The sequence below is a fragment of the Enterobacter sp. E20 genome (assembly GCF_000801755.2).
Lineage (GTDB): Bacteria > Pseudomonadota > Gammaproteobacteria > Enterobacterales > Enterobacteriaceae > Enterobacter > Enterobacter asburiae_B.
The window spans coordinates 308,500-321,417 of the sequence record NZ_CP012999.1; the positions used below are offsets into that span (position 1 = coordinate 308,500).

Below are 12,918 nucleotides of genomic sequence, written 5' to 3' on the forward strand. Positions count from 1 at the left end.
CGTCATACTTCAGGCTGTAGCGAAACGCGCTACAGTTCCTGTTACTGACGCTTTTTTTCATAAAAGGTTCTTTTAATGGCCAATAATACCACTGGGTTAACGCGTATCATCAAAGCCGCCGGCTATTCATGGAAAGGTTTCCGTGCCGCGTGGATCAACGAAGCCGCCTTTCGCCAGGAGGGCGTCGCCGCTATCATCGCGGTGATCATCGCCTGTTTCCTTGATGTTGATGCTATTACCCGCGTACTTCTAATCGGTTCCGTGCTTCTGGTGATGATAGTGGAAATTCTTAATAGCGCTATTGAAGCCGTTGTTGATCGCATTGGTTCAGATTTCCACGAGCTTTCTGGCCGCGCAAAAGACATGGGCTCTGCTGCCGTGTTGCTGGCGATTATCACTGCCGTTATCACCTGGGTCACGCTGCTTTGGTCACATTTCCGATGAGCCTCGAGGAATAATTAAGTCCCTGGTTTTTTGTGCAGTTTTTGGTTCCAAAATCGCCTTTGACTGTATATACTCACAGCATAACTGTATATACACCCAGGGGGCGGAATGAAAGCGTTAACGACCAGGCAGCAAGAGGTGTTTGATCTCATCCGGGATCATATCGGCCAGACGGGTATGCCACCCACGCGTGCGGAAATCGCGCAGCGTCTGGGCTTCCGTTCTCCGAATGCTGCCGAAGAACACCTGAAAGCGCTGGCGCGTAAAGGCGTGATTGAGATAGTTTCAGGCGCGTCACGCGGTATCCGCCTGCTGGTGGAAGAAGAGACGGGCATTCCGCTGATAGGCCGTGTTGCCGCCGGTGAGCCTTTACTGGCACAGCAACATATTGAAGGCCACTACCAGGTCGATCCTGGCATGTTCAAACCGAGCGCAGATTTCCTGCTGCGCGTTAGCGGTATGTCGATGAAAGACATCGGTATTCTTGATGGCGATCTGCTTGCGGTGCACAAAACGCAGGATGTGCGTAACGGCCAGGTAGTTGTCGCGCGCATTGATGATGAAGTTACCGTCAAGCGTCTGAAAAAACAGGGTAACACCGTTCAGCTGCTGCCTGAAAACAACGAGTTCTCCCCGATTGTGGTCGATCTCCGCGAACACAACTTCTCTATCGAAGGACTGGCGGTTGGGGTCATTCGCAACGGTGAATGGCTGTAATCTCTTCCTGACAGGCTATGGCGCCGCTGTAGCCTGCTTCATTCTCCACTCCCGGTATTTTTCATGTCACTGCTGACGGAATCAGATAAGGCATTGTGGCGTCTCGCTCTGCCGATGATTTTCTCCAATATCACCGTGCCCTTGCTGGGGCTGGTCGATACTGCCGTTATTGGTCATCTTGATTCGCCTGTTTATCTTGGCGGCGTGGCGATTGGCGCGACGGCAACCAGCTTCCTGTTTATGCTGCTGCTCTTTTTGCGCATGAGCACCACCGGGCTCACGGCACAGGCTTATGGTGCAAAAGATCCGCTGCGTCTGGCGCGCGCGCTGGTCCAGCCGCTGATCCTTGCGCTTGGCGCGGGAGTGTTAATCGTTTTATTACGTACGCCCCTGATCGACCTTGCGCTCCATGTTGTCGGCGGCAGCGAGGCGGTACTGGCTCAGGCGCGCCGTTTCCTTGAAATTCGCTGGCTCAGCGCGCCCGCCTCGCTGGCAAACCTGGTTCTGCTGGGGTGGCTACTGGGCGTGCAGTACGCCCGTGCGCCAGTGATTTTGCTGGTGGCAGGCAACCTTCTCAACATTGTGCTGGATGTCTGGCTGGTAATGGGCCTGCATATGAACGTGCGGGGCGCGGCGCTGGCGACGGCGATTGCCGAATACGGAACCTTGATTATCGGTCTGTGGATGGTCTGGCGCGTGCTGGCGATGCGCGGGATCTCCCTGGCACTGCTCAAAACCGCATGGCGCGGCAATATCCGTAAGCTGCTGGCGCTCAATCGTGACATCATGCTGCGCTCGCTGCTGCTTCAGCTCTGCTTCGGCGCGCTGACGGTTTTCGGGGCCCGACTGGGGCCAGAAATCGTCGCGGTCAACGCGGTATTGATGACGCTGCTGACCTTTACCGCCTACGCGCTGGACGGATTTGCCTATGCGGTAGAAGCGCATTCCGGGCAGGCGTACGGGGCGCGCGAAAGCGAGCAGCTTAGGGACGTCTGGCGGGCAGCCTGCCGCCAGTCTGGGCTGGTGGCGCTGGCGTTCGGCCTGGTTTACGCCTGCTTTGGTGAGCAAATAGTCGCGTTGCTTACGTCTATCCCTGCGCTGCGCGAGCTGGCGAGTCACTATCTCATCTGGCAAGTCATCTTACCGGTGGTCGGCGTCTGGTGTTATCTGCTGGACGGCATGTTCATTGGTGCGACGCGCGGAGCGGAAATGCGTAACAGCATGGCGGTCGCGGCGGCCGGGTTTGGTCTGACGCTGCTGACGCTTCCCTGGCTGGGTAATCACGGTTTGTGGCTGTCCCTGGCCGTTTTCCTCTCGCTGCGAGGGATATCGCTGGCTTTTATCTGGCACCGCCACTGGCAAAACAATACCTGGTTCCCTTCACGTCACGATATATCGTGACGGTTAAAGATTCCGAATATGAAATCAACTGCCGAATCCTTAACTACAATAATTATCACGTCCAGCAGAAAAGAACGTAACGGACGTTACGAACCGACGCTTAACTAAGAGGACACGATGATGAATAAAGACGAAATCGGCGGCAACTGGAAGCAGTTCAAGGGTAAAGCGAAAGAACAGTGGGGTAAGCTGACCGATGACGATATGACCGTCATTGAAGGTAAACGCGATCAGCTTGTCGGTAAAATCCAGGAGCGTTACGGCTACGCAAAAGACCAGGCGGAAAAAGAAGTGGGCGACTGGGAAAAACGCAACGACTACCGCTGGTAACCGGGCTATACCCGCAAGTACAAGGAAGTACACCCTGAGGGCGGCCATGAGCCGCCTTTGCTTTTACTGCTAACGCGGTTTTTTCTTCACAAGAATAGAGTGGTCGTGCTGACATGCGTCCTGATGGCGGCAGGCTTCCACTTCCACGCAGGCAGAGCACAGCCCGTGCGCTTCAATCACGTTATGACGCAGGGCAAAACCCATTTTCGCCGCCAGCGTATGCATAATATCTTCCACGCCTTCCGCAGCTTCTTCTTTCACCACGCCGCAGCGGTCACAGATAAACATCGCCGATGTGTGGGTGGGCTGATCGAACAGATGGCACAACACGTAGCTGTTTGTGGACTCAACTTTATGCACGAATCCTTGTTCCAGCAGGAAATCCAGGGCGCGATACACGGTCGGTGGTTTCGCCTGCGGCTCGCTTTCGCGGAGCAGGTCCAGCAGATCGTAAGCGCTGATGGCACCCTGCTGCAGGCTCATCAGACGTAAGACTTCAAGGCGCTGCGGAGTCAGGCGCACATTGCGTTGCGCACACAGCTTTTCGGCCTGCGCTAACAGCTCTTTTGTGGACTTATCCATTTAGCACCCCGGATGTTATAGGACGGAAACCCCCACTTTATCATGTTCTGGTAAAAACGCCGAGATCCGCCAGTCTGTGCTATACCTGACCCATTGCAAAACGGGAAATAAACAATGAAAAAACCTGACTGTATTCGGCACTGGCGCGACGTTGAAGGCGCGGATAATTCGACCTACCCAGATAGCGATGAGCGTTTTTCTATCGGCGCCCCGTTGGCTCGCAAGCTTGGGCTCGGGCGCATTGGTATCCATCATGAGCGTTTACCGCCCGGGCGCAGGACATCCTATCCGCATGCGGAAAGCGATGAAGAAGAGTTCGTTTATGTGCTCGAAGGTCATCCAGAAGCGTGGATTAATGGCTATTTATGGAAACTTGAACCGGGCGACAGCGTGGGGTTTCCTGCCGGAACTGGTATCTGCCACACCTTTATCAACAACACGGACGAAGAGGTGCGGTTACTGGTCGTTGGCGAGGCCAACAAGAAGCACAACCGCATCTACTATCCGCTCAACCCCGTTTATGCCGCCACGCGTGAGGATCGCTGGGTAGACCACCCGCCCCAGTTTTTTGGACCGCATGATGGAAAACCTGGGAAAAAATAATTTCCTCTTCTATAAATATTGAGGGCCGTCACAAAATATAACAGGCCGTAAGGGAGTTTTACTTAGGGATAGAAATAGCGGGTCTTTTACTACTTATTCACAGCAATAGTTCGTTCCTGTTTGGGTGATAACAGACAGGGGTTATTTCATAACAGACTATAACGGGCATACTGTGAAAAAAAATTTTAAATTTTCGGTGGTTAGTATCGCTGTTTCCTTGTTTATGGCAAATCAGGCGGGAGCAGCCAATACCTGGACAGAATCACGTAGCGACGCAATGGGTGGCACTGGCGTTGCCTCCGGGAACTATGGTAGCGGGGCGTTAATCAACCCCGCGTTGCTGGCAAAGGCAAAACCGGACGATGATGTGACGGTCATTTTGCCGTCCGTTGGCGTACAGGTAACGGATGAGGACAATCTTCAGGACGAGATTGATACCATCAACGACAAAATCAATCACTATAAGGATGTGGTTGATGACCTCACGCCAAGGGAGATCATCACCAATCCGTTAGGTTCCATTAATCAATTCCAGGGCGCGGCCAAAGATCTGGCCGATGAGCTGGACTACCTGAAGGGCAAAACCGCACGCGCGACGGCAGGTGCAGGGCTTGCCGTGAGTATCCCTAACGATGTGCTTTCCGTGGCCTTTATGGCGAAAGGCTATGCCCATGGCCGGGTGAGCTCGTCTATCGATCAGCAAGATATTGATTATCTGCGCGGTATTCAACAAAGCAAAGTGGTGGCTGCCGGTGTTGCCCTGGACGCTGCGCTGAACGGCACGGATCAGATCACTAAAAACCTTAACTCAACGGCGTCTGGCCGGGCAGCGATTGTGTCCGACTATGGTGTTGCCGTTGCCCGTCAGTTTGACCTCGGCGGCGTCCCGGTTTCCGTAGGCGTGACGCCAAAGCTGCAAAAAACCTGGGTCTATAACTACACCACGTCAATCTACGATTACGACAGTAATAAGTGGAACGACAGCCGCTACCGCACGGACGACACGGGCTTTAACGTCGATGCCGGTATCGCGGCTGATTTCGGCGAACACTGGACGGTTGGCGTGAGCGGTCAAAACCTGATGTCGCGCGATATCGACACCAAAGATATCCGTATCCGCAACGGCCGGACGGGAGAAGTGGTGAGCTACAAAGACACCTACCAGATCCGTCCGCTGGTGACCGCCGGCGCCGCCTGGCATAACGACCTGGTGACGCTGACCGCCGATGGCGATCTGACGGAAACCAAAGGCTTCAAGAGCGAAGATACGTCGCAGTACGTTGGCGTCGGTGCCGAGGTTACGCCGCTCAGCTGGCTGGCGGTGCGTGCGGGTTATCGCGCGGACGTGAAGGGTAACGACAGCAATGTCTTTACCGGCGGTGTCGGCTTCGCACCGTTCAGTACCGTTCATGTTGACCTGATGGGCCTGTACGGCGAGGACGAAACCTGGGGTGCCGGGGCTCAGCTGAGCATGACGTTCTAAAGTCCACCGGAGGCGCTGCGCCTCCGGCTTTTCTTTGTGCTATAGTAGCGCCCCTTTTCCACCAGATGCTTAAAACTTCGCCATGTCGTCAGAATTACAGACCGCTTTCCCTGCACACCGTTTCTCCATTGCGCCGATGCTCGACTGGACGGACAGACACTGCCGCTACTTCCTGCGCCAGCTCTCCCGCCATACGCTGCTGTACACCGAAATGGTGACCACGGGCGCAATCATTCACGGGAAGGGCGACTATCTGGCCTATAGCGAAGAAGAGCATCCGGTTGCCCTGCAGCTGGGCGGTAGCGATCCGGCCGCGCTGGCGCAGTGCGCGAAGCTGGCGGAAGAACGCGGCTACGACGAGATCAACCTGAACGTTGGCTGCCCGTCCGACCGCGTGCAGAACGGCATGTTTGGCGCCTGTCTGATGGGGAATGCACAGCTGGTAGCGGACTGTATCAAGGCGATGCGCGATGTGGTCTCCATTCCGGTCACGGTCAAAACCCGTATCGGCATTGACGACCAGGATAGCTACGAATTCCTGTGCGACTTCATCAACACGGTATCCGGGAAAGGCGAGTGCGAGATGTTCATCATCCACGCGCGAAAAGCCTGGCTCTCCGGCCTCAGCCCGAAAGAGAACCGTGAGATCCCGCCGCTGGACTATCCGCGCGTGTATCAACTGAAGCGTGACTTCCCGCTCCTGACGATGTCCATCAACGGCGGCATCAAGTCGCTGGAAGAGGCCAAAGCGCATCTGGCGCATATGGATGGTGTGATGGTCGGCCGCGAGGCGTATCAGAACCCGGGCATTCTGGCGACGGTGGATCGCGAAATCTTTGGTATCGAAGGCGCGGACACCGATCCGGTTGCCGTCGTGCGTGCGATGTACCCCTACATTGAGCATGAGTTGAGCAATGGCACGTATCTCGGCCATATCACTCGCCATATGCTTGGCCTGTTCCAGGGTATTCCGGGCGCGCGTCAGTGGCGCCGCTACCTGAGCGAGAATGCGCATAAAGCCGGTGCCGATATTGAGGTGCTGGAACATGCGTTGCGACTGGTGGCAGACAAGCGATAACTTTCGCTAAAAGTTCGTCAAATTCACCACGCCCTGCGAACGTTCGCGGGGCGTTTTGCTTTAATAACAACAGCTTAATGCTGGCATGATTCTTGTAATGCTGAGTGCATTACTCGGGAACTCGTGGGAGAGCACCATGCTGGAACTACTTTTTGTGATTGGCTTTTTTGTCATGCTGTTAGCGACTGGCGTTTCGCTGCTCGGCATTCTGGCGGCTATCGTGGTGGCGACGGTGGTCATGTTTATTGGCGGACTGTTTGCGCTGACGATCAAACTGTTGCCGTGGCTACTGCTGGCCATTGCGGTCGTGTGGGTGATTCGGGCGATTAAAGCGCCAAAAGTGCCCAATTATCAGCGCAATAACCGCTTCCGTTACTAAGGTATTGAGGGGTTCGTCACATACTTGTAACTTTTCCGGCGGCATGGCTTAGAACAGAATAGGATTTAGTTATCGAATCTGTCACTATGACTGCCGTTAAAGAATTCATCGAGCTGTACCCTACATACAGCCGAACTAAAAAAAGAAAGGGCTTCCCACGGGAAGCCCAATTTCTTTTTGGGGCTCAGGGAATCAACAAGCTCGACCCCTGCGTCGCCCGGCTCTCCAGCACCTCATGCGCGCGCTGCGCATCGGTCAGCGCGAATTTCTGCGCATCTGCCACATCCACTTTGATGACGCCGCTGGCGATCAGCGAGAACAGCTCGTTGCTGGCTTCCTCAAGTTCTTCCCGGTTGGTGATGTATCCTTGCAGGGAAGGGCGAGTCACATACAGCGAACCTTTCTGATTCAGAATACCGAGATTAACGCCGGTGACCGCGCCAGACGCATTGCCGAAGCTGACCATCAGACCACGGCGCTGCAGACAGTCCAGCGACGCTTCCCACGTGTCTTTCCCCACCGAGTCATACACCACGCGCACTTTTTTGCCGCTGGTGATCTCCTTCAGCCGCTCAACAATGCTCTCTTCACGATAGTTAATCACCTGCCAGGCGCCCGCCTGCAGCGCGCGCTGCGCTTTTTGTGCATTTCCGACCGTGCCGATCAGCTTCGCGCCCAGCGCTTTTGCCCACTGACAGGCGATGAGCCCGACGCCACCCGCTGCGGCATGAAACAGAAACTGCTCGTCGGGCTTAATTTCATAGGTTTTGCGCAGCAGGTAGTAAACCGTCAGACCTTTCAGGAACGAGGCCGCCGCCTGCTCGAAGGAGATAGCGTTAGGCAGCAGGGCGGCTTTATCCGCCGGAACGTTGTGGACGGAGCTGTAAGCGCCCAGCGCAGACTGCGCGTACACCACGCGGTCGCCCTCTTTAATATGCTTAACCGCGCTGCCCACTTTGACGACGACCCCGGCTGCCTCGGTGCCCAGGCCGCTCGGCATTGACGGCGGCGGGTAGAGACCGCCGCGAATATAAGTGTCGATGTAGTTTATGCCTATGGCTTTGTTTTCAACCTGCACTTCGTTTTCGCCAGGCGCGGCAGGGGTGAACTCCACCGCTTTCAGTACGTCTGGCCCACCGTGTTTCTGGAATTCAATGCGCGTTGCCATGCTCCCTCCGTAAGAAAAATATGGTAATCTTTCGACCCACTCTTTATCTCGGTAACTCCATTCACTATGGCAGGAAACAAACCCTTCAACAAACAGACTGAACCTCGCGAGCGTGATTTCCAGGTCGCAGGGTTAAAGGTCCCGCCGCACTCGATTGAAGCGGAACAGTCGGTGTTGGGCGGTTTAATGCTGGATAACGAGCGCTGGGACGACGTCGCCGAGCGCGTCGTGGCGGAAGATTTCTACACCCGCCCGCACCGCCACATCTTTACTGAAATGGCGCGCCTGCAGGAGTCGGGCAGCCCAATCGACCTGATCACGCTCGCGGAATCGCTGGAGCGTCTTGGTCAGCTCGACAGCTGCGGCGGGTTTGCCTATCTGGCGGAGCTGTCAAAAAACACGCCTAGTGCGGCGAACATCAGCGCGTATGCCGATATCGTGCGCGAACGTGCCGTCGTCCGCGAGATGATTTCGGTGGCGAATGAGATCGCCGAAGCCGGTTTTGATCCACAGGGGCGTACCAGCGAAGACCTGCTCGATCTGGCTGAATCCCGCGTCTTTAAAATCGCCGAAAGCCGCGCCAATAAAGACGAAGGTCCAAAAAACATCGCCGATGTCCTCGACGCCACCGTTGCCCGTATCGAACAGCTGTTCCAGCAGCCGCACGACGGTGTGACCGGGGTAAACACCGGCTATGACGATTTGAACAAGAAAACCGCTGGTCTGCAGCCGTCGGATTTGATTATCGTCGCCGCGCGTCCGTCGATGGGTAAAACTACCTTTGCGATGAACCTCGTCGAAAACGCGGCGATGTTGCAGGATAAGCCGGTGCTGATCTTCAGCCTTGAGATGCCCTCCGAGCAGATTATGATGCGTTCTCTGGCGTCACTGTCGCGCGTGGATCAGACCCGCATTCGTACCGGCCAGCTCGATGATGAAGACTGGGCGCGCATTTCCGGCACCATGGGCATTCTGCTGGAAAAACGTAACATCTATATCGATGACTCCTCCGGCCTGACGCCGACGGAAGTGCGCTCCCGCGCGCGCCGTATCGCCCGTGAACACGGCGGCATCGGCCTCATCATGATCGACTACCTTCAGCTGATGCGCGTCCCGTCGCTTTCCGACAACCGTACGCTGGAAATCGCGGAGATTTCCCGCTCGCTCAAGGCGTTAGCCAAAGAGCTGCACGTACCGGTCGTCGCGCTGTCTCAGCTGAACCGCTCTCTGGAACAACGTGCCGACAAGCGCCCGGTCAACTCTGACCTGCGTGAGTCCGGCTCCATTGAGCAGGATGCCGACTTAATCATGTTTATCTACCGTGATGAGGTTTATCACGAGAACAGCGACCTGAAAGGGATCGCCGAAATTATTATTGGTAAACAACGTAACGGCCCAATCGGGACGGTGCGTCTGACCTTTAACGGACAGTGGTCGCGTTTCGACAACTATGCCGGTCCTCAATATGATGATGAGTAATTTCTAAGGAATTCAAATGCAAGCGGCAACTGTTGTTATTAACCGCCGCGCTCTGCGACACAACCTGCAACGTCTGCGTGAACTGGCGCCTGCCAGCAAGCTCGTTGCAGTCGTGAAAGCGAACGCTTACGGACACGGTCTTCTTGAGACCGCGCGAACGCTCCCCGATGCCGACGCCTTTGGCGTCGCCCGTCTTGAAGAAGCCCTCCGCCTGCGCGCGGGCGGCATTACCCAACCCATTCTGCTCCTCGAAGGCTTTTTCGAAGCCAGCGATCTGCCGACCATTGCTGACCAGCATTTGCATACCGCGGTACATAACGAAGAACAGCTCGCCGCACTGGAAACCGCCGAGCTGAGCGAGCCGGTGACCGTCTGGATGAAGCTCGACACGGGCATGCACCGTCTGGGCGTGCGTCCGGAAAGCGCGGAAGCGTTTTATCAGCGTTTATGCCGGTGCAAAAACGTGCGTCAGCCGGTGAATATCGTCAGCCACTTCGCCCGTGCCGATGAGCCCGAGTGCGGTGCGACCGAGCGCCAGCTGGATATCTTTAACACCTTCTGCGAAGGCAAGCCGGGGATGCGCTCGATTGCGGCATCCGGCGGGATTCTGCTGTGGCCGCAGTCGCATTTCGACTGGGCGCGACCGGGCATTATTCTCTACGGCGTGTCTCCGCTGGAGAACAAACCCTGGGGGCCGGACTTTGGCTTCCAGCCGGTTATGTCGCTGGTCTCTAACCTGATTGCCGTCCGTGACCATAAAGCGGGCGAGCCGGTCGGCTACGGCGGTACCTGGACCAGCGAGCATGATACCCGTCTCGGCGTGGTGGCGATGGGCTATGGTGACGGTTATCCGCGCGCCGCGCCGTCGGGTACGCCGGTTCTGGTCAACGGTCGCGAGGTGAAGATCGTCGGCCGCGTGGCGATGGACATGATTTGTGTCGATCTGGGGCCTGAAGCCCAGGATAAGCCCGGCGACGATGTCGTGATGTGGGGTGAAGGTTTGCCCGTCGAACGCATTGCTGAAATTACGAAAGTGAGTGCTTACGAACTTATCACGCGCCTGACGTCAAGGGTGGCGATGAAGTACATCGACTGAGACTCGCAGATAGTCGTCCAACGGCATTAGCTGCCGTTGGACGCGTAACGCTTATTTCAACACGTTATAGATCGCCTGATTAGTCAAATAATCCGACGCGAGCCCTGACTCCGGACTGAAGCGCGAACCCTGGATGGACGAGAACCGTTTTCCGGTGCTGCCCAACGAGACATAACGCTCCCCCCCATCGTTTTCCGAAATGGTGTACACCGTTTTCTGCATCTCGGCGAATAGCGGAGCGTTACGCTGAATGGCCTGATGCAATTCCAGAAGCTGCACTCCATCCAGATTGAGCTTTTTATCCAGCGTGACGCCCCATCTTTGCAGGCAAACTTCTGCAAAATGACGCACGATCGTGCCGGGCTCATGGACCACTTTTTCCCCGCTATTCCCATTGGCCGAAGCATTCCCTACCAGCGTAGCGTGGCGACCAGACATGGGATAAATATGGACTTTTGTCGCGCTATCGGTCTGCGGAATGACGCACGAGAAACCTTTTGATCGCTCATGTCTGGCATAGAAAGCCACATACTCCTTAACGTTGCTGCCCAGAGTGACTTTGTCCGCCTGGAAATTACCCATACCCGGAACCGGATCGACCGCAAAAATATTCACCGGAATCGTCGTTAAAAGGGGGTCGGCCAGCATTGCATTGGCAAGCATATGGCAGCTAATTCCGCCCCGGCTCCACCCAACAAGGTTCACCTGAGTGGGCAGGATCTGACCCTGGCGGAAGGTTTTGATGATTTGCTGCTGCAGCGCCTGCTGGGTCACTTTACGATCGCCATAGTCATATTTGCGCCACCAAAATGAGCCGGTAACCTCAACGTCCTGAATCGGTACGCCCGCCTTTTTAAGCTGCTCATAGTTTTCTTTTGTGAGCTTCTCACGCTGCCAGTCAACGTGTCCTTTGATAATATTGATCGCATGCTGAACATTCTCATTCCAGCCGCTGCCCAGAAGCTGGGCGCGAAGCTGAGAATATTCTCCGCTTTTGACCCAAAGCTCATCGCTTTGTAGATTGCCGCTCCCCGGACCATCAAGAATGACCCATTCGGCGAACTCTTTACCCTTGTTATTGGCTGCCAGAGAAGAGATGAGCTCGCCGTTCCAGTAATTAGCATGAGACTCATCAAATTTATTAGATCCAGTACCACAGAAATACACTGTTAGTATTGTCATAAATGACCTCATTGAAATATTAATATGTAGGTAGATGGCACGCGTGCAGTAAAATAATAAGTGCCAGCAATATTTCTGGGAATATGCTATTGAGCCCAGGCTGTTTTTGATAATGATAAGATCGCTTTTAATTAAATATGGCTATGTCTAATGTGTAGTACTGCTTAACTTTTTGCTTTGGGTATATGACGTTTGCCTTATGCCGAATGCTGTTTTTACAGTTTTGTAATAGCACGCATACTTAATTTCGGAATAAGTTGGTTGAATAACCTAAGAAAATAGATTTCACACGGGGTTATGCTACGATGAATATATTAATGATCGATGAATTACCGATCTTCATTCACGGTATGAAAACAGAGCTGGAACGCGTAATGCCGGAATGCACTGTTTTTGCAGCGAGCAATTTTGAAGATGCACACGCAATTTTAACCTCTATGCCCGTCAGCATTATTTTGCTGGATGGTGAAATGAAGTGCCGTGATTTTATCACTAATTTAATGACAAACTGGCCTGAGCTACCGATCGTGGTGATGTTACGAAAAACGACGGATAAGATATTCAACTTCTACATCCGCCAAAGCATTAAGGGCATTTTTACCAAGGATCTCCCCGCGGAGAAAATCAGCCAGATACTTTGCATGGTTTCCTCGGGGGTGGTCTGTTTTCCGGAGCAAGCCGTGGTCCAGCGAGAACAACCCACTGGCGGTTTGCCAATCTATTCCCTGAGTCGTCGGCAGAAGGAAGTTCTTAAGCTGCTGGCGAATGGAGGAACAAATAAGCAGATCAGCCGGCAATTGAATATCAGCGCAGGTACGGTCAAAGTGCATCTGGAATCCATCTTTCACCGACTACAGGTCAACAATCGGACACAGGCCGCAATGCTCTATTTTAAATATATGTCTAATTAGCCGATTTTCAGCAAAGCGAAGGGCTGCAGTCAAAATGCGTTAAAAGAAAAGCGCAACAGACAGAC

14 protein-coding genes are annotated in these 12,918 nt (G+C 54.5%); 11 read left to right on the forward strand and 3 right to left on the reverse strand.

Annotated elements, in window-relative coordinates:
- Positions 1-75: 75 nt before the first annotated feature.
- From NI40_RS01375 to NI40_RS01390, 4 genes are all read left to right on the forward strand, one after another.
- The gene (locus NI40_RS01375) at positions 76-444 is read left to right on the forward strand and encodes a diacylglycerol kinase (RefSeq protein ID WP_023334158.1); all 369 of its coding nucleotides are present in this window, start codon (positions 76-78) and stop codon (positions 442-444) included.
- 108 nt (positions 445-552) lie between these two features.
- On the forward strand, positions 553-1,161 hold the full coding sequence (gene lexA, locus NI40_RS01380; protein WP_023310039.1) for a transcriptional repressor LexA: 609 nt from the start codon (positions 553-555) through the stop codon (positions 1,159-1,161).
- Positions 1,162-1,224: 63 nt separating this feature from the next.
- The gene (gene dinF, locus NI40_RS01385; RefSeq protein WP_039264138.1) at positions 1,225-2,562 is read left to right on the forward strand and encodes an MATE family efflux transporter DinF; all 1,338 of its coding nucleotides are present in this window, start codon (positions 1,225-1,227) and stop codon (positions 2,560-2,562) included.
- Positions 2,563-2,682: 120 nt separating this feature from the next.
- On the forward strand, positions 2,683-2,892 hold the full coding sequence (locus tag NI40_RS01390; protein WP_014830284.1) for a CsbD family protein: 210 nt from the start codon (positions 2,683-2,685) through the stop codon (positions 2,890-2,892).
- 69 nt (positions 2,893-2,961) lie between these two features.
- On the opposite strand, the gene zur is transcribed toward NI40_RS01390, so the two are convergent.
- Positions 2,962-3,474, reverse strand: a complete 513-nt coding sequence (gene zur / locus NI40_RS01395; protein WP_008503369.1) for a zinc uptake transcriptional repressor Zur — start codon at positions 3,472-3,474, stop codon at positions 2,962-2,964.
- 114 nt (positions 3,475-3,588) lie between these two features.
- Here zur and NI40_RS01400 point away from each other — a divergent pair, with 114 nt between their 5' ends.
- The 4 genes from NI40_RS01400 to pspG all read left to right on the forward strand — a co-directional run bounded on the left by NI40_RS01400 (position 3,589) and on the right by pspG (position 7,017).
- Positions 3,589-4,077, forward strand: coding sequence for a cupin domain-containing protein (locus NI40_RS01400; RefSeq protein WP_039264136.1), 489 nt, complete (start codon positions 3,589-3,591; stop codon positions 4,075-4,077).
- Between the two features lie 172 nt (positions 4,078-4,249).
- The gene (locus NI40_RS01405; RefSeq protein ID WP_039264135.1) at positions 4,250-5,560 is read left to right on the forward strand and encodes a conjugal transfer protein TraF; all 1,311 of its coding nucleotides are present in this window, start codon (positions 4,250-4,252) and stop codon (positions 5,558-5,560) included.
- A gap of 82 nt (positions 5,561-5,642) precedes the next feature.
- Positions 5,643-6,638: a tRNA dihydrouridine(20/20a) synthase DusA gene (dusA, locus tag NI40_RS01410; protein WP_039264133.1), complete on the forward strand. Its 996-nt coding sequence runs from the start codon at positions 5,643-5,645 to the stop codon at positions 6,636-6,638.
- 136 nt (positions 6,639-6,774) lie between these two features.
- Positions 6,775-7,017 (forward strand): envelope stress response protein PspG, encoded by a 243-nt coding sequence (pspG, locus tag NI40_RS01415; protein ID WP_039264132.1) that lies wholly within the window; start codon positions 6,775-6,777, stop codon positions 7,015-7,017.
- 184 nt (positions 7,018-7,201) lie between these two features.
- Here the strand turns inward: pspG and NI40_RS01420 are convergent, their stop codons facing one another.
- Positions 7,202-8,185: a quinone oxidoreductase gene (locus NI40_RS01420; RefSeq protein ID WP_039264131.1), complete on the reverse strand. Its 984-nt coding sequence runs from the start codon at positions 8,183-8,185 to the stop codon at positions 7,202-7,204.
- 66 nt (positions 8,186-8,251) lie between these two features.
- Between NI40_RS01420 and dnaB the strand changes: the two genes are divergently transcribed.
- Together dnaB and alr are read left to right on the forward strand one after the other, a co-directional pair.
- The gene (dnaB, locus tag NI40_RS01425; RefSeq protein ID WP_023310046.1) at positions 8,252-9,664 is read left to right on the forward strand and encodes a replicative DNA helicase; all 1,413 of its coding nucleotides are present in this window, start codon (positions 8,252-8,254) and stop codon (positions 9,662-9,664) included.
- 16 nt (positions 9,665-9,680) lie between these two features.
- A complete protein-coding gene (gene alr, locus NI40_RS01430; RefSeq protein ID WP_039264130.1) occupies positions 9,681-10,760 on the forward strand; it encodes an alanine racemase in 1,080 nt (359 codons plus the stop codon).
- A 51-nt stretch (positions 10,761-10,811) separates the two neighbouring features.
- Here alr and NI40_RS01435 read toward each other — a convergent pair whose 3' ends face one another.
- Positions 10,812-11,942, reverse strand: a complete 1,131-nt coding sequence (locus NI40_RS01435) for a hypothetical protein (RefSeq protein WP_032662597.1) — start codon at positions 11,940-11,942, stop codon at positions 10,812-10,814.
- A gap of 317 nt (positions 11,943-12,259) precedes the next feature.
- Between NI40_RS01435 and NI40_RS01440 the strand changes: the two genes are divergently transcribed.
- Positions 12,260-12,853 carry a response regulator transcription factor gene (locus NI40_RS01440; RefSeq protein ID WP_224435039.1) on the forward strand — a complete coding sequence of 198 codons (594 nt, stop codon included), beginning with the start codon at positions 12,260-12,262 and terminating at the stop codon, positions 12,851-12,853.
- Positions 12,854-12,918: the final 65 nt, after the last annotated feature.